20 protein-coding genes, 1 other RNA gene and 1 pseudogene are annotated in these 20,047 nt (G+C 60.8%); 13 read left to right on the top strand and 9 right to left on the bottom strand.

Annotation, left to right across the window (positions count from 1 at the left end; all coding sequences use genetic code 11):
• Positions 1–307 precede the first annotated feature (307 nt).
• Both C4J90_RS25640 and C4J90_RS25635 read left to right on the top strand, forming a co-directional pair.
• A complete protein-coding gene (locus tag C4J90_RS25640; RefSeq protein WP_124415877.1) occupies positions 308–2,695 on the top strand; it encodes a TonB-dependent siderophore receptor in 2,388 nt (795 codons plus the stop codon).
• Positions 2,696–2,722: 27 nt separating this feature from the next.
• Entirely contained in the window at positions 2,723–3,376 is a 654-nt protein-coding gene (locus tag C4J90_RS25635) for a gamma-glutamylcyclotransferase (protein WP_124364902.1), read from the top strand.
• On the opposite strand, the gene glpT is transcribed toward C4J90_RS25635, so the two are convergent.
• Together glpT and C4J90_RS25625 are read right to left on the bottom strand one after the other, a co-directional pair.
• Positions 3,373–4,710, bottom strand: coding sequence for a glycerol-3-phosphate transporter (glpT, locus tag C4J90_RS25630; RefSeq protein WP_124368768.1), 1,338 nt, complete (start codon positions 4,708–4,710; stop codon positions 3,373–3,375). The genes C4J90_RS25635 and glpT overlap by 4 nt on opposite strands.
• A gap of 293 nt (positions 4,711–5,003) precedes the next feature.
• Positions 5,004–5,981 (bottom strand): NADPH:quinone oxidoreductase family protein, encoded by a 978-nt coding sequence (locus C4J90_RS25625; protein WP_124421095.1) that lies wholly within the window; start codon positions 5,979–5,981, stop codon positions 5,004–5,006.
• A 150-nt stretch (positions 5,982–6,131) separates the two neighbouring features.
• Between C4J90_RS25625 and C4J90_RS25620 the strand changes: the two genes are divergently transcribed.
• On the top strand, positions 6,132–6,539 hold the full coding sequence (locus C4J90_RS25620) for a flagellar basal body-associated protein FliL (protein WP_124421094.1): 408 nt from the start codon (positions 6,132–6,134) through the stop codon (positions 6,537–6,539).
• Positions 6,540–6,611: 72 nt separating this feature from the next.
• On the opposite strand, the gene C4J90_RS25615 is transcribed toward C4J90_RS25620, so the two are convergent.
• Positions 6,612–7,052: a hypothetical protein gene (locus C4J90_RS25615; protein WP_124421093.1), complete on the bottom strand. Its 441-nt coding sequence runs from the start codon at positions 7,050–7,052 to the stop codon at positions 6,612–6,614.
• A 182-nt stretch (positions 7,053–7,234) separates the two neighbouring features.
• Positions 7,235–7,684, bottom strand: a complete 450-nt coding sequence (locus tag C4J90_RS25610) for an EVE domain-containing protein (RefSeq protein ID WP_124364897.1) — start codon at positions 7,682–7,684, stop codon at positions 7,235–7,237.
• A gap of 194 nt (positions 7,685–7,878) precedes the next feature.
• Between C4J90_RS25610 and C4J90_RS26965 the strand changes: the two genes are divergently transcribed.
• Positions 7,879–8,025 carry a hypothetical protein gene (locus C4J90_RS26965; protein ID WP_015886446.1) on the top strand — a complete coding sequence of 49 codons (147 nt, stop codon included), beginning with the start codon at positions 7,879–7,881 and terminating at the stop codon, positions 8,023–8,025.
• A gap of 7 nt (positions 8,026–8,032) precedes the next feature.
• Here C4J90_RS26965 and C4J90_RS25605 read toward each other — a convergent pair whose 3' ends face one another.
• The 4 genes from C4J90_RS25605 to C4J90_RS25590 form a co-directional block, all read right to left on the bottom strand.
• Positions 8,033–8,662, bottom strand: a complete 630-nt coding sequence (locus C4J90_RS25605; RefSeq protein WP_124421248.1) for a 5-formyltetrahydrofolate cyclo-ligase — start codon at positions 8,660–8,662, stop codon at positions 8,033–8,035.
• A 58-nt stretch (positions 8,663–8,720) separates the two neighbouring features.
• A non-coding RNA gene (ssrS, locus tag C4J90_RS25600) (6S RNA) lies at positions 8,721–8,899 on the bottom strand.
• A gap of 30 nt (positions 8,900–8,929) precedes the next feature.
• Entirely contained in the window at positions 8,930–9,247 is a 318-nt protein-coding gene (locus C4J90_RS25595) for a cell division protein ZapA (RefSeq protein WP_005792389.1), read from the bottom strand.
• Positions 9,244–9,453, bottom strand: a complete 210-nt coding sequence (locus C4J90_RS25590; protein ID WP_003177365.1) for a TIGR02449 family protein — start codon at positions 9,451–9,453, stop codon at positions 9,244–9,246. The genes C4J90_RS25595 and C4J90_RS25590 overlap by 4 nt, the downstream gene beginning before the upstream one ends.
• A gap of 137 nt (positions 9,454–9,590) precedes the next feature.
• Here C4J90_RS25590 and C4J90_RS25585 point away from each other — a divergent pair, with 137 nt between their 5' ends.
• The 9 genes and pseudogenes from C4J90_RS25585 (at position 9,591) to gcvH (ending at position 18,674) form a co-directional block, all read left to right on the top strand.
• Positions 9,591–10,148: a YecA family protein gene (locus tag C4J90_RS25585; protein ID WP_124415872.1), complete on the top strand. Its 558-nt coding sequence runs from the start codon at positions 9,591–9,593 to the stop codon at positions 10,146–10,148.
• Between the two features lie 37 nt (positions 10,149–10,185).
• A complete protein-coding gene (gene pepP / locus C4J90_RS25580) occupies positions 10,186–11,508 on the top strand; it encodes a Xaa-Pro aminopeptidase (protein ID WP_124368762.1) in 1,323 nt (440 codons plus the stop codon).
• Entirely contained in the window at positions 11,505–12,692 is a 1,188-nt protein-coding gene (ubiH, locus tag C4J90_RS25575; protein ID WP_124421092.1) for a 2-octaprenyl-6-methoxyphenyl hydroxylase, read from the top strand. The genes pepP and ubiH overlap by 4 nt, the downstream gene beginning before the upstream one ends.
• A gap of 28 nt (positions 12,693–12,720) precedes the next feature.
• Positions 12,721–12,813: pseudogene (locus tag C4J90_RS25570) on the top strand (tetrameric acyl-CoA thioesterase); the annotation flags it as partial.
• A gap of 8 nt (positions 12,814–12,821) precedes the next feature.
• Positions 12,822–14,039 carry a 2-octaprenyl-3-methyl-6-methoxy-1,4-benzoquinol hydroxylase gene (locus C4J90_RS25565; RefSeq protein WP_164488045.1) on the top strand — a complete coding sequence of 406 codons (1,218 nt, stop codon included), beginning with the start codon at positions 12,822–12,824 and terminating at the stop codon, positions 14,037–14,039.
• Positions 14,040–14,215: 176 nt separating this feature from the next.
• Entirely contained in the window at positions 14,216–15,220 is a 1,005-nt protein-coding gene (locus C4J90_RS25560; RefSeq protein ID WP_124421090.1) for an extracellular solute-binding protein, read from the top strand.
• A 161-nt stretch (positions 15,221–15,381) separates the two neighbouring features.
• A complete protein-coding gene (locus C4J90_RS25555) occupies positions 15,382–16,998 on the top strand; it encodes an iron ABC transporter permease (RefSeq protein ID WP_124421089.1) in 1,617 nt (538 codons plus the stop codon).
• 156 nt (positions 16,999–17,154) lie between these two features.
• Positions 17,155–18,237, top strand: coding sequence for a glycine cleavage system aminomethyltransferase GcvT (gcvT, locus tag C4J90_RS25550; protein WP_124372226.1), 1,083 nt, complete (start codon positions 17,155–17,157; stop codon positions 18,235–18,237).
• A 53-nt stretch (positions 18,238–18,290) separates the two neighbouring features.
• Positions 18,291–18,674: a glycine cleavage system protein GcvH gene (gene gcvH, locus C4J90_RS25545; protein WP_124421088.1), complete on the top strand. Its 384-nt coding sequence runs from the start codon at positions 18,291–18,293 to the stop codon at positions 18,672–18,674.
• 109 nt (positions 18,675–18,783) lie between these two features.
• Here the strand turns inward: gcvH and C4J90_RS25540 are convergent, their stop codons facing one another.
• Positions 18,784–19,926, bottom strand: a complete 1,143-nt coding sequence (locus C4J90_RS25540; RefSeq protein WP_124421087.1) for a DegT/DnrJ/EryC1/StrS aminotransferase family protein — start codon at positions 19,924–19,926, stop codon at positions 18,784–18,786.
• Positions 19,927–20,047: the final 121 nt, after the last annotated feature.

Here is a 20,047-nt window from a genome sequence, read left to right as displayed (position 1 = left end):
TGTAAAGGGCGGCTAAGTGGGTCGTTCTGTGCGCGCCATATTGACGGCTTGGCGTATTCCCAGGCTGAACCGGGGCTGAAAGTAGCGGATTGTTGCCCTCAATCTTGACAAGTGGACCTGCTTGCTTATGCTTTCGCTTATTCTTTAAAGGTATTTAATTTGTTACATAAATATCATTAAGCTATATCTCAACGGACTACCGATCTTCTGTCAATCACCAACACATTGACCGCCACCGCCCGCCAGCCGGACCGATCGTACGAATTCAGAGCAGTGAAGTTCTGATTCCTGATTCAAGGGGAGCGGTATGGGGAGTTACAAGAAACACGCGCTGTACTCAGCGATTTTGTCGGCCAATTTGCTGACCGCTGTGGGGTTCAATCCCGTCCTGGCAGACGAAACGCCTGCCGCCGAAGCGCCCAGGCTCGACGCTGTGATCGTTACCGGTACCCGCGCTCAGGAGCGCACTGCCAGCGCTTCGTTGTCGCCTATCGACGTGATCTCCGGCGAAACCCTGCGCAGCACCGGCTCCGACGAATTGGGCGCCGTGTTGGCGCGCCTGATTCCATCGATCAACTTTCCCCGGCCAAGCCTGGTCGATGGCGCCGAACTGGTGCGCCCGGCGCAGTTGCGCGGCCTGTCGCCGGACCAGGTGCTGGTGCTGGTTAACGGCAAGCGCCGTCACACCAGTGCCTTCGTCAATCTCGGCGGAGCGGTGGGCCGTGGTTCTGCACCGGCAGACTTGAACGCGATCCCGCTCTCGGCAGTCGACCACATCGAAGTGCTGCGTGATGGCGCCTCTGCACGTTACGGCTCCGATGCGATCGCCGGGGTGATCAACGTGATCCTCAAGCATGCCGACCATGGCGGCTCCGTCTCCACCAAGTTCGGTGAATACAAGAAGGGCGACGGAATCCAGCGCACTGTCAGTGGCAACACCGGCCTCGCATTGGGCGACAATGGCTTTATCAACCTCTCGGCCGAAGGCGCCGACAACGATTACACCAATCGCGCAGGTAATGATTACCGCCCCGGCAGCATCGGCTCTACCACCTACGGTCAGCGTGTGTTCCGTCAGGGCGAGCCTGCCACCAATGAAGGCAAGTTCCAGTTCAACGCCGAATATGCCTTCAACGATGCGGCCGAGTTCTACACCTTCGGCGGCTACAGCAAGCGGCGTGGCGAAACGGCAGCGTTCTATCGGGCGAGCAATGCGTCCAACAATATTGCGGCGCTCAACCCTAACGGCTACCTGCCGCTGATCAAGGGTAACCTGGAAGACACCTCACTGGTGGCCGGTTTGCGTGGTCTGCTGGCTTACGACTGGCACTACGATTTGTCGGCCAACTACGGCAAGAACCAGTATGAACTGGGCACTGAAACCATCAATACGTCCCTGGGCCTGGGCACGCCGCGCAAATTCAACAACGGCACCTTGAGCAACGATCAGAAGCAAGTCAGCCTGGACCTGTCCCGGGAGTTTGACCTGGGCTTTCTGCCGTACCCGGTTTCCGTGGCGTTTGGCGGTGAATACCTGCATCAGAGCTATCAAATCGAAGCAGGGGAGCCCGCGTCCTACTACCAGACCGGCAGCTCGGGCCTCGGCGGCTTCCGCGATGCGGATGCGGGCACCAGCACCCGGCATAACTGGGCGCAATATCTGGACCTGGAAACCAACTTCACCGAAAAACTCAGCGCCTCGGCTGCCGTGCGCCATGAGGACTACAGCGATTTTGGCTCCAATTTCAGCGGTTCGCTGTCGGCCCGTTATGACTTCACCCCGCAAGTGGCGTTGCGCGGCAGCATTTCCAACGGCTTTCGCGCGCCGTCCCTGGCTCAGCAGAATTTCGCCTATACCTCGTCGCAGTTGATCGGCAACACGATCCAGGAGGCCGGCACGTTCCCGGCTAACAGCCAGGTGGCGCGACTGCTCGGCGCCGAAGACCTCAAGGCCGAGAAGTCACGCAACTACAGCCTTGGCCTGGTGCTGGAGCCTGCCGACGACCTGACGGTGACGCTGGATGTGTATCGCATCGACATACGTGACCGCATCAGCCTGTCGTCCAACCTCGCGCTCAACCCGGCGACGGTTGCCTACCTGCAAGCCAACGGGGTCGGCAATATCAACTACACCACCGCGCGTTACTTCACCAATGCCACCGACACCAGCACCGACGGCATCGACCTGGTGGCCAACTATCGCTATCAGTTCGATAACGGTATCCGCTGGAACAGCACCGTGGGCTACAACTACAACCACACCAAAGTCACCGACGTGAAAGCCAACCCGGCGGTCCTCGACAGTCTGGGCGCCAACCTGGTGCGGGTGGACCGTCGCGAGCGCATCGGTTTGCTCGGTGACACCACCCCCCAGCACAAGCTGAGCCTGGGCAACGATTTCACCTTCGGCCAGTGGGCGCTGCACAGCAACCTGGTGCGCTATGGTGAGTTCACCAGCTACCAGGCGGACAAGGTCAACGACCAGACCTTCAAGGCGGCCTGGGTGCTCGACCTGTCGGCGGATTACAAATTGAAGAACTGGACTTTCACCCTTGGTGGCGACAACGTCACCGACAAATACCCCGAGAAGGTCAATGCCTACGCCAGCAGTGGTGGCAATCTCGCCTACAGCACTTTTTCGCCGTACGGTTACAGCGGCGCGTTTTATTACGGTAAAGTCGCTTACAACTGGTAATACATAGGAGGCGCATCGCTTTTCGCCATGACCGCCATTGAAACCGATCTTTTGCAGTTGGCTTACCCTCCGCGGCTCGACTTGGGGCCGCAACTCACTCACGAACAATTGATGAGCTCAATGCAGGCCACCATGGCTCGGCACAAGGGTGGGCCGGTCTGGCTATTTGCATATGGTTCGCTGATCTGGCGCCCGGAATGTTCATCCACCGAGCGGGTGCGAGCGCGGGTCCATGGTTATCATCGGGGCTTGTACTTGTGGTCCCACGAGCACCGGGGCACGCCGGAGTTGCCGGGCTTGGTGTTCGGGCTGGATCGAGGCGGCTCGTGCAGCGGGTTTGCTTACCGCTTGCCGGAAGATCAGCTGGAGGCTTCGCTTTATGCGTTGTGGCAACGCGAGATGCCTTACCCGTCCTATCGACCGCACTGGCTCAGTTGCCGGCTGGAAGATGGCAGCCAGGTACAGGCGTTGGGGTTTGTGCTGGAGCGGCACTTGCCCAGCTATGCCGGCAACTTGCCCGATATCGTGCTCAACCATGTGCTGCAAAGCGCTTGCGGGCGTTACGGCACCACTCGTGATTATGTCGAGCAGACCGTGAACGCCCTGCGTAGCCACGCCATGCCAGATAAAAACCTGGAGGCGCGGCTCAAGCGTTGTGCAAAGGATTGCTCAGGCGGTTAACGCGCCGAGCTGACGCTGTTGGTGTGCCACAGCGTTGGGATCAGGAAGGCAATCGCCAAGACGCATGCGCCGATCAGCAGCACGAAACCACCGTCCCAGCCGAAGTGGTCCACGGTGTAGCCCATCGCCGCACTCGCGGCCACCGAACCGCCCAGGTAGCCGAACAGGCCGGTGAAACCCGCAGCCGTACCGGCGGCTTTCTTCGGTGCCAGTTCCAGCGCCTGCAGGCCGATCAGCATCACCGGGCCGTAGATCAGGAAGCCGATGGAAACCAGAGCGATCATGTCGACCGTAGGATTGCCCGGCGGGTTAAGCCAGTAAACCAGGGTCGCCACGGTCACCAGCGCCATGAACACGATGCCGGTCAGGCCGCGATTGCCACGGAAGATCTTGTCCGACATCCAGCCACACAGCAGCGTGCCCGGGATACCGGCCCACTCGTAGAAGAAATACGCCCACGACGACTTGTCGACTGTGAAATGCTTGGCTTCTTTCAAGTAGGTCGGCGCCCAGTCCAGTACGCCGTAGCGCAGCAAGTAGACGAACACGTTGGCGAACGCGATGTACCACAGCATTTTGTTGCGCAGCACGTACTTGACGAAGATTTCCTTGGCGCTGAATTCGTCTTCGTGGCTGGCGTCGTAGCCTTCCGGGTAGTCGTTCTTGTATTTTTCGATGGGCGGCAGGCCGACCGATTGCGGGGTGTCACGCATGGTGATGAAGGCAAACGCCGCCACTGCCAGCGCCACCGTGGCCGGCACGTAAAATGCCGCATGCCAGTCGTTGAACCAGGCCATGCCCAACAGGAACAGCGGGCCGATCAGGCCGCCGCCGACGTTGTGCGCCACGTTCCACACCGATACCACGCCGCCGCGTTCCTTCTGCGACCACCAGTGCACCATGGTCCGCCCACTCGGTGGCCAGCCCATGCCCTGGGCCCAACCGTTGATGAACAGCAAAATGAACATCATGGTCACGCTGGACGTTGCCCACGGCGCGAAACCGAAAATGAACATCACCCCGGCTGAAACCAGCAGGCCGAAGGGCAGGAAGTAGCGCGGGTTGGAGCGGTCGGACACCAGGCCCATGAGGAACTTGGACAGGCCGTAGGCAATCGCGATGGCCGACATCGCCAGGCCCAGTTCACCACGGGTGTAGCCCTCGTCGATCAAGTAGGGCATGGCCAGGGAGAAGTTTTTGCGCAGCAGGTAGTAGCCGGCGTAACCGAAGAAAATACCGGCGAAGATCTGCCAGCGCAGCCGTCGGTAGGTTGTGTCTATTTTTTCTTCAGGCAGGGGCGCCTGATGTGCGGCAGGGCGAAAGAAAGCAAACATTCAAGAGCTCCAGATTTCTTGTTTTGACTGCGGATGCGAATGTTACAGTTTCGTTACCGAAAATAGCATCGCCTCTTATCTGCAAACACAGGAAATGGGAGCAATTGCATGTTCTCTTATGAACATGTCGCGAATAGATAAGTTGTGGTCGGGATTGGAGTCTGCGGGACCCTGGAGATCCAAATGTGGGAGGGGGCTTGCCCCCGATTACGGTGGATCAGTTGTGAATATATCAAGTGAAAGACCGTCATCGGGGGCAAGCCCCCTCCCACATTTGACTGCATTTCACATGGTCAGCGGGTTTGAACGACCACCTTGCCCACCGCCTTGCGCTGCCCCAGGTCGTTAATAGCCTGCGCAGCCTGTTCCAGCGGATACACCTGCGACACCAACGGCTTCAACTTGCCCTCGCCATACCAGGTGAACAACTGCTGAAAATTCGCCGCATTGTCCTGAGGCTGACGCTGGGCAAACGAACCCCAGAACACCCCCACCACCGCCGCGCCCTTGAGCAGTGCCAGGTTCACCGGCAGTTCCGGGATACGCCCGCTGGCAAAGCCCACCACCAACAAGCGGCCGTTCCAGGCGATCGAGCGGATGGCCTGGTCAAACAGGTCGCCACCCACGGGATCGTAGATCACATCGGCGCCGTTGCCACCGGTCAGGCGCTTGACCTCGTCCTTCAGGCTGGCTTCGCTGTAGTTGATCAGCTCATCGGCGCCGGCCGCCTTGGCCACCGCGAGCTTGTCGGCGCTGCTGGCGGCGGCGATCACCCGGGCGCCCATGGCCTTGCCGATTTCCACGGCGGCCACGCCCACGCCACCGGAAGCGCCGAGCACCAACAGGGTTTCGCCGGGTTGCAGGTTGGCCCGCTGTTTCAGCGCGTGCATCGAGGTGCCGTAGGTCATGCTGAAAGCGGCGGCGGTGTTGAAGTCCATGCTCGGCGGGATCGGCAGCACGTTATAGCCCGGCACCGCGACCTGCTCGGCAAAGCTGCCCCAGCCGGTCAGGGCCATCACACGATCACCGACTTTCAAGTGACTGACCTTCTCCCCGACCTCACTCACCACGCCCGCCGCTTCGCCACCTGGCGAAAACGGAAAGGGCGGCTTGAACTGGTACTTGCCTTCGATGATCAGGGTGTCCGGGAAATTCACCCCGGCCGCGTGCACGTCCAGCAGGATTTCGTTCTGCTTGATCGCCGGGCTGGCGATCTCTTCCAGCACCAGGTTTTCGGCGGGGCCGAAGGCTTTGCACAGCACAGCTTTCATCGGACTATTCCTTTTGGCGTCGTGGCCGATAAGTGTAGGAGGGTACGCCCGTGGGTCAACGAGCATGCCCGCGCCTGATAAGCCCCCATAAGCTTGTGCTCAGCCTTGCTAGCGTTATGCTACCCGGCAACCGAATTCGAGGAATGAACTGTGAAAGCGTGGATCCTGTTGATGCTGGCCCTGACCTTGCCTATGGCGGCCCAGGCCGAAGAAGCCAAAGAGGGCGAGGCGCCGAAAGTCAGCTATATCAGCCTTACCCCGCCGTTCGTGGGCAACTACGGGTTGGATGGCACGGCCAAGCTCAAGGTGTACAAGGCCGACATCGCCCTGCGCGTCACCGGTACCGAAGCCGCCGCAGCGGTCAAAGCCAACGATGCGTTGATTCGCAACCAGTTGGTGGCGCTGTTTACCCAGCAGACCAACGAAGCCATGAGCAGCGTCGAAGGTAAGGAAAAGCTGCGTCAGGAAGCGTTGAAACAAACCCAGCAAGTGATGAACGATGAAACCGGCAAGCCGATGGTGGAAGACTTGCTGTTCAACAACTTGATCATTCAATAAGTCCGAAAAAGCGGACTTTCAAGGGTTTTGGGAGGCCAGCAACTTAGTTGCTGGCTGTAGTGTAGTCAGGAGCTAATTGGCAATCAGTCTTAATATTTTTGTATCTGTTCTCCATACCCCCTCAGGCGCGTCGAAGACAAAGTAAAATTTGAAGTCCATTGCTGTGTTCGCTGTTCGGTAGCTTGTTGACGAACCCCAGAAGTGCCATTGGCCATCCTGTGGAGGCACGACCGTCAATGTAGGGCCGTTTACGGCCATGGCGCTGATTTCGAAGCGCGGGTTTTTCCCCGTTACCGCACCTCGCTCGAACTGATACCTGAGCGCATGGATCATGTAAGTATTATTTCTCCACGTGTGTTCAACCTCGATAAAGCCTTTATATCCATGTAATGGGTACGCCCCCGTCACCATCGTTATTCCTGTGAGGTTATCCGGGTGGATCTTAATCTCTATTTCCTCTATGGCGGCAGCGTCGCTCGAGCCATTTTTATCTGAGTCTGATAAGTCAGCCATTTTTGCTCTCCTTGGAGTATCGAGTGAGATAAGTCCGTGTTCAGTGACTATCATTCACTGGGGGAGATAATGTTGACTACTGTCATAAATGACAGTTGTTTATACTGGATTTTGATAACTGTTTCGCTTTTTATAACGGGTACTTTTATCATGTTAGATGAATGCCCAATGGCATCGGACAGCTAAAGCAGTTGAAGAATAGCTGCCCACTGCTCCGGCGTGACCGACATCACCGAAAGCCGGCTGCCCTTCTGCACCAGTGGCAACTCGACGAGCGTGGTTTGCTGTTTCAAGTGACTCAGGCCAAGTACCTTGGGGAAGGTTTTGACATGGGCCACGGTGATCGCGCTCCACGGGTTTTTCTCTGGACTGGCCTTGGCGTCGAAATAATGGCTGTCCGGTTCCAGCGCGGTGGGGTCGGGGTAGGCGGCCTGGATAATTCTGCCGATACCGGCAATGCCAGGCTCCGGACAGCTGGAGTGATAGAAGAAAAACTCATCGCCCACCGCCATGGCGCGCAGGAAATTGCGCGCCTGGTAGTTGCGAACCCCGTCCCAGCGCGTTTCGCCGAGCTTTTCCAGGTCGTTGATGGAGAGCTCGTCGGGCTCAGATTTCATCAGCCAGTAGGCCATTTCGGGGCTCCTGAGAAAGGCATTGGGCAAGTTGTCGGGCAATGCCATGACAAACCGACAGTCGGTTGGCGTCAAGGTTTGCGTGTTGGTTCACGTTACCGCAGAATGCCGGCTTTTAAGCTTGGTGCAGCTGCAACGGACTACTTTGGAACGTTGTTGTCATCGTGTACGAGGTGCCTGAAGGGGGGCAATCGATGCAACGTAAACCGGATTTACTATGGATTTTGGTAATTTTGTTTGGTCTGGGCGTCGTGACCACCGGGTATGCCCAGAGCCTGTGGTCGAACAAGACCGATGCGCCAGTTGAACTCTCGCCTGTGCAACAGCAATTCAAGCGTTAACACGGTTTTAAACGCGTCGCGGTTCCTGCGACGTTTCTGCGACAAACCATTGCTTATCGGTGACAGTGCCCGCCAGCGGCACGTCCCAGCTCGCCTGCGCCAGGCGATCGACTTGCTGACATTCATGGGCCAGCCCCAGCAGCGTCGGCTTGCGCCAGGTTTTTCGCCTGGCGAGGTAGGCCAGGCTGCGGTCATAGAACCCGCCCCCCATGCCCAATCGCCCACCCTCGTTATCGAACCCCACCAGCGGCAGCAGCACCAGGTCCAGTGCCCATACCTTGCGCTGGCGCCGGGCATTGGCCTGCGGCTCCAGAATGCGAAAGCGGTTGGGCAACAACTTATCCCCAGGCCGCACGCGTTGGAACACCATCTTGGTCCGTGGCCACGCGCTCAGTACGGGCAGATAGGTGGCCTTGCCCTGGCGCTGGGCAGCGCGCAGCAGCAGGCGCGGATCGATTTCGCCGTCCGTCGGTAAATATAAGGAAATATGTTTGGCCCGGCGAAACAGCGGGTGCTGTGCCAGTTGCCGATACAGGCCGCAGGCGGCCTGGCGCTGCTCGCGGGGCGTGAGGGCGCGGCGGGCGTTGCGCAACATGCGTCGAAGTTGCGGACGGGAAAGCGGCGCAGGTTCGGTCATGGCTTTTCGGCTCATAAAACAATGCCAGTCCTGGGACTGGCATTGAGTTTGGGAATTCAGGCTCCCCGACAGAACCGCTGTCGACTAAGCCCTTGAACCCGAAAGTTCAAGGTGGAAGAAGCAGTAGGCTTTAAGGCTTTCCGTCTAGCGGACATGCACACCAGCCCAACGTGCAACTTCCAGGGTAGTGCGAATCGGCTCCGGGACATCGCCGACTGGCAAGCACGCCAGGGAGTGGGGCGAGTATACCTTAAACAGACTCGGCAATCAGCCCTTGGGTGCGTCTGAATCGGTGGAAAGCACCAGATCAACGCGTTCGAGCAGGTCACGCACTTGCTCGCGGGTCGAGCCGCTGGCCTGCACGTCAGGGCGCTCCTGCTTATGCAGCAGGTCGTGGGTAATGTTCAGCGCGGCCATCACGGCGATGCGGTCGGCGCCGATCACTTTGCCGCTGCTGCGGATTTCGCGCATCTTGCCGTCCAGGTAGCGGGCAGCGCTCACCAGGTTGCTGCGCTCTTCCTGGGGGCAGATGATCGAATATTCTTTGTCGAGGATCTGCACGGTAACGCTATTGCTTGAACTCATGAGTCTTGCTCCAGGGCCTTCAGGCGCGAAATCATCGATTCGACCTTACGCCGGGCGATTTCGTTTTTTTCAATGAGGTGAGCGCGTTCCTCGCGCCAGGTTTTTTCCTGAGCTAGTAGGAGTCCGTTTTGACTCTTAAGTTGCTCGACCCGATCAATTAGCAGTTCGAGTCTGGCCATCAGCGCTTGCAGGTCGGTGTCTTCCATTGGGTTCCACTGGATTGTCTGATGAATGGCAACTGCAGGATAAACGATCTGACGCCCTCGATAGTCTTGGTACGTCTGCCGGTGCTAGGATACAGCGCTCCATTCTAGACATTGCGCCGTCTGGCGCCTAGCTCACCATGCCCATTCAGAACTCCCCGTACGACGCTTTTTCCAAACTGCTGAGCACCAGCGGCCATCCTTGCTCGCCTGCCGAACTGCACGGCGTGCTGTTGGGCCGCAGCTGCACCGGTGTCGGCTTCGATGCCGACAACTGGCTGGCCGATGTGGCCGAGCTGCTGGAGAAAGAACCCGAAGAAAACGTGCGCAATGCGCTGATCGGCCTGCAAGAGATGGTCAAGGGCGAGCTGACCGGTGATGACGTCACCGTGGTCCTGCTGCTGCCCACCGACGATGCGCCGCTGGCCGAACGCGCCGCCGCGCTGGGCCAGTGGTGCCAGGGTTTCCTTCACGGTTTCGGCGTGAACGCCGGTGGCCTGGAGCTGAGCACCGACGCCAAGGAGGTGCTGCAGGACCTGGCCGCCATCTCCCAGGTGCAAGACGCCCTGGAAGAGTCCGAGGACGGCGAGGGCGACTACATGGAAGTCATGGAATACCTGCGCGTCGCGCCGTTGCTGTTGTTCACCGAGACCAAGAAGTCCGCTGAACCGGTCGCTGCTAAGCCGTCGTTGCACTAAGGCCGTCGCTGCACTAAACGAGGAAGCCCATCTGTCCATGATCCATATCCCCAAAGCGGAATACACCCGTCGCCGCAAGGCGCTCATGGCGCAGATGGAACCCAACAGCATCGCGATCCTGCCGGCCGCCGCCGTGGCGATCCGTAACCGTGATGTGGAGCATGTCTACCGCCAGGACAGTGACTTCCAGTACCTGAGCGGTTTTCCCGAACCGCAAGCGGTGATCGTGCTGATGCCCGGTCGCCAGCATGGCGAGTACGTGCTGTTCTGCCGCGAGCGCAATGCCGAACGCGAACTGTGGGATGGCCTGCGCGCCGGCACCGAAGGCGCGATCCGTGATTACGGGGCTGACGACGCGTTTCCCATCACCGACATCGACGACATCCTGCCCGGCCTGATCGAAGGCCGTGACCGGGTGTATTCAGCCATGGGCAGCAATGCCGAATTCGACCGGCACGTGATGGAGTGGATCAACGTGATCCGCTCCAAAGCGCACCTGGGTGCCCAGCCGCCGAACGAATTCGTTGCCCTGGATCATCTGCTGCACGACATGCGCCTGTATAAATCGGCGGCGGAAGTGAAGGTGATGCGCGAGGCGGCGCGGATTTCCTGCGCGGCTCATGTGCGGGCAATGCAGGCCAGCCGTGCCGGCCTGCATGAGTTCAGCCTGGAAGCCGAGCTGGATTACGAGTTCCGCAAGGGCGGCGCGAAAATGCCGGCCTATGGCTCCATCGTCGCGTCCGGGCGCAACAGCTGCATCCTGCATTACCAGCAGAATGACGCGCTGCTCAGGGACGGTGACCTGGTGCTGATCGACGCCGGTTGCGAGATCGACTGCTACGCCAGTGACATCACCCGCACCTGGCCGGTCAATGGCAAGTTTTCGCCCGAGCAGAAGGCGATCTACGAAATTGTGCTGGCTTCCCAGGAAGCCGCCTTCAAGCAGATCGCGCCGAACAAGCATTGGAACCAGGCGCATGAGGCGACCGTGCAGGTCATCACTGCCGGGTTGGTCAAGCTGGGGTTGCTGCAAGGCGACGTTGACGAGTTGATCGCCAGCGAAGCCTACCGCGCCTTTTACATGCACCGCGCCGGCCACTGGCTGGGCATGGATGTGCATGACGTGGGCGAGTACAAAGTGGGCGGTGAATGGCGCGTGCTGGAAGTCGGCATGGCCTTGACCGTGGAGCCGGGGATCTATATTTCACCGGACAACCAGAACGTAGCGAAGAAGTGGCGTGGCATTGGCGTACGCATCGAGGACGACGTGATAGTGACCAAGCAAGGCTGTGAAATCCTGACCGGCGCGGTGCCCAAGACGGTGGCCGAGATCGAAGCACTGATGGCGGCTGCCCGATGAGCCGGGTCAACCTGGCGATCATCGGCGGCGGTCTGGTGGGCGCGAGCCTTGCCCTGGCGTTGCAGGCCGGGGCCAAGGCGCGCGGCTGGAAAATCGCACTGATCGAACCCTTCGCGCCGGGTGACAGCTATCAGCCGAGCTACGATGCGCGTTCTTCGGCGTTGTCCTTTGGTGCCCGGCAGATCTATCAGCGCCTGGGCGTGTGGCAGGATATTTCCCGTCGCGCCGAGCCGATCAAGCAGATTCATGTGTCCGACCGTGGACGCTTCTCCACCGCGCGTCTGTCAGCCCTGGAAGAGGGGGTGCCGGCCCTCGGTTACGTGGTGGAAAACGCCTGGCTGGGCCAATGCCTGTGGCAAGGCCTGGACAAGGACGTGGTGAGCTGGCGCTGCCCGGCGGAAGTGACGCGCATGGAGCCGCTGCCCGACGGCTACCGCCTGACCCTCAACGATGAAACCGTGCTCGAATGCGACCTCGCAGTACTGGCCGACGGCGGCCGCTCGGGCCTGCGCGAACAACTGGGCATCGGCGTGAAGACGCGCCCGTATAACCAGAGCGCGCTGATCGCCAATATCACCCCGAGCGAAGCCCACAATGGCGAAGCGTTCGAGCGTTTCACCGATGAGGGGCCGATGGCCTTGCTGCCGCTGCCCGACAACCGCTGTGCGCTGGTCTGGACCCGCATCGGCATGGACGCCCAGCGCCTGGCCAATCTGGATGAGCGCAGTTTCCTGAGCGAATTGCAGGGCGTGTTCGGCTATCGCCTGGGCACCCTGAAACAAGTGGGCGCGCGGCATCTGTATCCGCTGACCCTGGTGGAAGCGGAAGAACAAGTGCGCTCGCACCTGGTGGTGCTCGGCAATGCCGCGCATAGCCTGCACCCGATCGCCGGGCAGGGTTTCAACCTGTCCCTGCGTGATGCCAACGCCCTGGCCGAAGCCTTGCTGGCCGGGCCGTCAGTGCCGGGTGACCTGGCGACACTGCAACGTTATCGCGAGCGTCAGCGCCTGGACCAGCATCTGACCGTGGGTTTCTCCGACCAGGTCACACGCCTGTTCGGCAGCGGGCAACCGTTGGTGGCGCTGGGGCGCAACATGGGCCTGCTCGGCCTGGACCTGTTACCGCCGGCCAAACGCTGGTTCGCCCGCCAGGCCATGGGCCTGGGCACGCGCTCCGATGCGTAAGTGGCTGATGGAGAACCCGGGCTGCGACAAGGTCCAGATTCATGACGGCTGCGGCACCTTGGTGGCGCGGGTCGACAAAACCCTTTACGTGCGGCGCAAGCCGCCAGCGAGACAGGCTTGACTATGGACATGCACGCAGATGTGCTGATTGTCGGGGCCGGAATGGTCGGAAGCGCCCTGGCGCTGGCGTTGCAGGGCAGTGGCCTGCAGGTGTTGCTGCTTGACGGCAGTCCGTTGAGCGTCAAGCCGTTCGAACCGGCAGCGCCGTTTGAACCGCGGGTGAGTGCGCTGTCCGCCGCCAGCCAGCGCATTCTGGAGCGCCTTGGCGTGTGGGACGGCATCGTCCAGCGCCGCGCCAGCCCGTATGGCGAGATGCACGTGTGGGACGGCAGCGGCACTGGGCAGATCCACTTCTCGGCGGCCAGCGTACATGCCGAAGTGCTGGGGCATATCGTCGAGAACCGCGTGGTCCAGGATGCCTTGCTGGACCGCCTGCATGATTGCGACCTGGGGCTGCTGGCCAATGCGCGCCTGGAGCAGATGCGCCGTTCCGGCGATGACTGGCTGCTGACCCTGGCCGATGGGCGCAAGCTGCGCGCGCCGCTGGTGGTCGCCGCCGACGGCGCCAACTCGGCGGTGCGCCGCCTGACCGGCACGCCCACCCGTGAATGGGATTATCTGCATAACGCCATCGTGACCAGCGTACGCAGCAGCCAGCCGCACCGGCGCACGGCGTGGCAACGCTTCACCGATAACGGCCCGCTGGCGTTTTTGCCGCTGGTGCGCGATGGGCAAGAGGATTGGTGCTCGATTGTGTGGTCGACCACGCCGGCGGAGTCCGAGCGCCTGATGGCCCTGGACGATGAACGCTTTTGTGATGAATTGGAGCGCGCCTTTGAAGGGCGCCTCGGCAACGTGATCAGCGCCGACCCGCGCGTCTGCGTGCCGTTGCGTCAGCGCCACGCCAAACGCTATGTGGCCGAAGGCCTGGCATTGATTGGCGATGCGGCCCACGTTATCCACCCGCTGGCGGGGCAGGGCGTGAACCTGGGGTTTCTCGATGCTGCGGTGCTGGCCGAAGTGCTGCTGGCGGCCAACGAACGTGGCGAGCGTCTGGCGGACGTGAAGGTGCTGAGCCGCTACGAGCGGCGGCGCATGCCGCATAACCTGGCGCTGATGGCGGCAATGGAAGGCTTCGAGCGCTTGTTCCAGGCCGATCAACTGCCGTTGCGCTGGCTGCGCAATACCGGCTTGAAAATCGTCGACCAACTGCCGGAAGCCAAGGCATTGTTTGTACGCCAGGCCTTGGGCTTGACCGGCGACCTCCCGGACCTGGCCAAACCGTAAATTGAAATGCTGCCCCATGTGGGAGGGGCGGTGCGACGATTCGACTTGCCCCCGATGAGGCCGCCAGCCCTCACGCATACCTCCGGCCGTGCAACATCTGGTAACGCCTCCAGCAAGCGGTACCAAATGTGAGTCCTTATCATTTGCGCTCTTTTTGCAAATGAGCGACCGCACCCATGTTGGCACCCAAGCGCCTCCTGACTGCCCTGGCACTCACCCTGATCGGCAGCACCGTCGTGCAGGCCGCCGACGAAGTGGTGGTGTACTCCTCGCGCATCGACGAACTGATCAAGCCGGTGTTCGACGCCTACACCCGCAAGACCGGTGTACAGGTCAAATTCATCACCGATAAAGAAGCGCCGCTGATGCAGCGCATCAAGGCCGAAGGCGAAAACGCCACCGCCGACCTGCTGCTCACTGTCGACGCCGGCAACCTTTGGCAGGCCGAGCAGATGGGCATCCTGCAGCCGTTCACCTCCGAGGTGATCGACAAGAACATTCCGCTGCAATACCGTTCTTCGGCCCACGCCTGGACCGGCTTGAGCCTGCGCGCGCGCACCATCGCCTATTCCACCGACCGGGTAAAACCGGGCGACCTGACCACCTACGAAGCCCTGGCCGACAAGCAGTGGGAAGGCCGGCTGTGCCTGCGCACGGCGAAAAAGGTCTACAACCAGTCACTGACCGCCACGCTGATCGAAACCCATGGCGTGAGCAAGACTGAAGAAATCGTCAAAGGCTGGGTGAATAACCTGTCCACCGACGTATTCTCCGACGATATTGCGGTGCTGGAGGCGATCAATGCCGGGCAATGCGATGTGGGTATCGTCAACACGTACTACTACGGTCGCCTGCACAAGCAGAAGCCGGACCTGGCGGTGAAGCTGTTCTGGCCGAACCAGGGCGACCGTGGCGTGCATGTGAACCTGTCGGGCATCGGCCTGACCAAGCACGCGCCACACCCGGCGGCGGCCAAGGCTTTGGTGGAGTGGATGACCACGCCCGAGGCGCAGCAGATTTTCGCCGATGTGAACCAGGAGTTCCCCGCCAACCCAGCGGTACCGCCGTCGGCAGAAGTGGCGAGCTGGGGCAAATTCGTGGCCGACACCTTGCCGGTGGAAGTGGCGGGCAAGCGCCAGGCCGAGGCTATCCGCTTGATGGATCGCGCCGGCTGGAACTGATTTTGTAAATCGCCGCAGATCAAAATGTGGGAGGGGGCTTGCCCCCGATTGCGGAGTGTCAGTCTAATCATCAGTGGCTGATTCACCGCCATCGGGGGCAAGCCCCCTCCCACACTGTTTTATGTCTGCTTTCAGATACTCAATTCCCAGGGAATTTGCTCTTGGCCCATCCCGCCCAACGCCGCTGGTACCTGCCGGTCTTCAGCGTCGCCGCCCTGGTGCTGCTGCCGCTGAGCGTGCTGTTGCTGTCCTGGCAAAGCGTCGACCACCAGATTTGGTCCCACCTCTGGGACACCCAGATGCCCCGGTTGTTGGGTAACACCCTGACTCTGGTGCTCGGCGTCGGCCTTGGCGTGACGTTGCTGGGCGTAAGCCTGGCCTGGCTGACCAGCCTCTGCGAATTCCCCGGGCGGCGCTGGCTGGATTGGGCACTGATGCTGCCCTTTGCAATTCCGGCCTACGTGTTGGCCTTCGTTTTCGTGGGACTGCTGGATTTTGCGGGCCCCGTGCAAACCTTGCTGCGCGACGTGTTCGGCGCCGGGCTGCGCCTGCCGCGTGTGCGTTCCACCAGCGGCGTGATCATCGTATTGGTGCTGGTGTTCTACCCCTATGTCTACCTGCTGGCGCGCTCCGCATTCCTGGCCCAGGGCAAAGGATTGATGGAAGCGGCGCGGGTGCTCGGCCAGTCGCCTTGGCAAGCGTTCTGGCGCGTGGCGCTGCCCATGGCCCGCCCGGCGATTGGTGCCGGGGTCGCCCTGGCCTTGATGGAAACCCTGGCGGATTTCGGTGCGGTCTCGGTGTTCAATTTCGACACGTTCACCACCGCCATCTATAAAACCTGGTACGGCTTTTTCAGCCTGTCCAGCGCAGCCCAACTGGCCAGCCTGTTGCTGCTGGTGGTGATGCTGGTGCTGTATGGCGAGCGGCGCGCGCGGGGAGCGAGCCGGCCCAGCAACGAGCGCCCGCGAGGCAAGGCGTTGTATCACCTGCGTGGGTTCAAGGCGGCAGCGGCCAGTGGCTGGTGTGGCTTGGTGTTTGCCTGCGCGTTTGTGATCCCGATACTGCAACTGGTGGCCTGGTTCTGGCAACGCGGCCGGTTCGACCTGGATGAGCGCTACACCGGCCTGATCCTGCACACCCTGTACCTGGGCGCGATTGCGGCGCTGATCACCGTCGGCGTGGCGCTGATACTGGCGTTCGCCAACCGCCTTGCGCCGACTCGGGCGATTCGCTCCGGCATCAGCCTGGCCAATGTCGGTTATGCCTTGCCCGGCTCGGTGCTGGCGGTGTCGATCATGCTCGCCTTCAGCTACCTGGACCGCGAACTGGTGGTGCCGCTGTCGGGCTGGCTGGGCGGTGCGGGCAAACCGTTGCTGCTGGGCAGCCTCTCGGCGCTGGTGCTCGCCTATCTGGTGCGGTTCCTGGCGGTGGCCTACGGGCCGCTGGAAAACAGCCTGGCGCGTATCCGTCCGTCGTTGCCCGAGGCCGCCCGAAGCCTGGGCGTGAGCGGGCCACAACTGTTTTGCAAGGTGTATCTGCCGCTGTTGCTGCCCGGCACCCTGAGCGCGGCGCTGCTGGTGTTCGTCGATGTGCTCAAGGAAATGCCCGCCACCTTGCTGATGCGCCCGTTTGGCTGGGACACCCTGGCGGTGCGGATCTTTGAAATGACCAGTGAAGGGGAGTGGGCGCGGGCCTCGCTGCCGGCGCTGACCCTGGTACTGGTTGGGTTGTTGCCGGTCATCGGACTGATCCGACGTTCCGCACGACAAATCGGTTAGGTGCCAGTCCTACAGCTTGCGGCTACAATGCGCGGCATTCGGTGTGCCGCGTCTTTCGAGGCGGGTTGCCACAGGTGTCTGCAGGCCTTGTCACCCAAGGCGCTCGGCACTAACGGCAACTCTGCGCACCTTCGCCAAGCCCGGAAGGAGACACCCATGGGACAGCGTACGCCTCTGTATGACCTGCATCTCGCCCTCGGCGCGAAAATGGTCGATTTTGGCGGTTGGGATATGCCTTTGCATTACGGCTCGCAGGTTGAGGAGCACCATCAGGTGCGGCGCGACTGCGGGGTGTTCGATGTATCTCATATGACCGTGATCGATGTCAGCGGCCTTCAGGCCAAGGAATGGCTCCAGCACTTGCTGGCCAATGACGTCGATCGATTGCACGGCTGCGGCCGCGCGTTGTACAGCGCCATGCTCAACGAGCAGGGCGGGGTAGTGGACGACATGATCGTCTACCGTACCGAAACCGGTTACCGGCTGGTGGTCAACGCCGCCACCCGTGACCAGGACATGGCCTGGATGCAGGCGCAACTGGGCAGCTATCAAGTGCAACTCCGGGAGCGCTCCGAGCTGGCCATGCTCGCCATTCAAGGTCCCCATGCGCGGCACAAGATCGCCGAATTGGTGACCCAGTCCCGTGGCACCCTGATCCATCAGCTCAAGCCGTTCGAAGGCCAGGCCGACGGCGACTGGTTTATTGCCCGCACCGGTTACACCGGCGAAGACGGCCTGGAAATTGTCCTGCCTGCCGACCAGGCGCCGGGTTTTTTCAACGATCTGGTGGGCGCCGGTATTTCCCCCATCGGCCTCGGTGCCCGCGACACCCTGCGCCTGGAAGCCGGCATGAACCTGTATGGCCAGGATATCCACCAGCAGGTATCACCCCTGGCCGCCAACATGGCCTGGAGCATCGCCTGGGAGCCCGCAGGGCGAAATTTCATCGGCCGCGCCGCGCTGGAGGCGGAAAAGGCTGCCGGCGTGCAATTCAAATTAGTGGGACTGGTCTTGGAAGAACGTGGGGTTCTGCGCGCTCACCAGGTGGTTCGTATCGCCAATGTTGGCGAAGGGGAGATCACCAGTGGTAGTTTCTCACCTACGCTGAGCAAATCCATTGCCCTGGCGCGCGTACCGACGGCGACTGCCGACCGGGCCGAAGTGGAAATCCGCGGCAAGTGGTACCCGGTGCGAGTGGTCAAGCCGACCTTTGTACGCCATGGCAAAACCCTGATCTAACTATTTTCCGGCAGGCCTATGGCCGCTGACATTTCTTCTTGAGGACACAGACTATGAGCAATATCCCTGCCGACCTGCGTTTTGCCGAAAGTCACGAGTGGGCCCGCCTGGAAGCCGACGGCAGCGTGACCGTCGGGATCTCCGACCATGCACAGGAAGCCTTGGGTGATGTGGTGTTTGTTGAACTGGCTGAGGTTGGTGCCACTTTTGAAGCGCAAGGCCAGGCGGGTGTGGTTGAGTCGGTGAAGGCTGCTTCGGATATCTACTCGCCAGTTGCTGGCGAGGTGATTGCGGTCAACGAAGAGTTGAGTGGCAGTCCTGAGCTGCTGAACTCTGACCCGTACGACGCCTGGATCTTCAAGCTCAAGCCAAGCAACTCGGCTGACCTGGACAAATTGCTCGACGCCGCTGGCTACAAAGCCACCATCGGCGAGTAAACGCAAGGCCCATGTGGGAGGGGGCTTGCTCCCGATAGCGGTGGTTCAGTCAAAGATGCATTGGCTGACACTCCGTCATCGGGGGCAAGCCCCCTCCCACATTAAGTGATCAGCCTGCTTTCAATACCGCTTTGACCGCCGCCACGGCCCGCTCTACATCCGCCTTCGTCATCGCCGTGAACATCGGCAACGACACGATCAAACGCCCAACACGCTCCGCCACCGGGAACATGCCTTCCTTGAACCCTTGTGCCCGATACAGGCTCAGCAGGTGGATCGGCGGGTAGTGATAACCGATGCCGACGCCGTGGGCCTGCATCCGCTCCATAAAGGTGGCGCGGGCAGGCAAACCGTCCTGACGCTCCGGCAATACCAGTTGGAACAGGTGCCAGTTGCTGTTTTCGAAGTCTGCAGGCGGCAGTTGCGCGCCGTACACTTGTTCAAAATCGCTGCCGAAGCATTCGAAGTAGTGCCGAGCCAGGTTCTGGCGATGGGCGGTGATCTTCTCGATATGCGCAAACTGCCCCAAGCCAATGGCGGCGGCAATGTCGGTCATGTTGAATTTGCCACCCAGCACGTCCACATCCAGGCCATCAAAACCGCTGCGGGTCACGCCTTGCAGGCGGTATTTCTCGGCCAGGCGCGCTTCATCGGCGTTGTTGAGCACCAGGCAGCCGCCTTCGGATGAGGTGATGTTCTTGTTTGCCTGGAAACTGAACGACACAAAGTCGCCGGTAGCGCCGATGCGTTGCCCGTCCCAACTGGAACCCAGGGCCTGGGCGGCGTCCTCGATGATGCGCAGGTTGTACTTGTTGGCCAGCGCATAAAGCATCGGCATGTCCAGGGGCAAGCCGGCCAGATAGACCGGGATGATCGCCTTGGTGCGCGGGGTAATCGCTGCTTCAACCTGGGCTAGGTCGATGTTGCGGGTCACCGGGTCAATATCGGCGAATACCGCAGTGGCGCCTACCTCCAGAATAACGTTGGCCGTGGCAACCCATGAAATCGGTGTGGTAATGACTTCATCCCCAGGCCCGATACCGGCGATACGCAGGGCAATCTCCATGGTGCACGTGCCGGAGTTGAAAGTGCGTACCGGCCGGCCTCCGAAATATTCCGACAGCTGCGCTTCGAACGCCTGCACCTTCGGCCCGCTGGTGATCCAGCCCGAGCGCAGCACATCGCCGACCGCCGAGATGGTGGCTTCATCGATGGTAGGTTTGGAAAACGGCAGGAAGGGCTGTTGGCTCATGACGAAGAGGGCATCCGTTTCAGGTAGGCGATGAGTAATGGACGTGTCAGCCCTGCATGGTTGCACGGCTCGACTGAATATAGCCTGTCGCCCGTGAATGATTCGTCACGCTCCAGGCAAA

The sequence above is a fragment of the Pseudomonas sp. R2-60-08W genome (genome assembly GCF_003852335.1).
Lineage (GTDB): Bacteria > Pseudomonadota > Gammaproteobacteria > Pseudomonadales > Pseudomonadaceae > Aquipseudomonas.
This window is presented reverse-complemented; position numbering and strand designations above follow the sequence as displayed.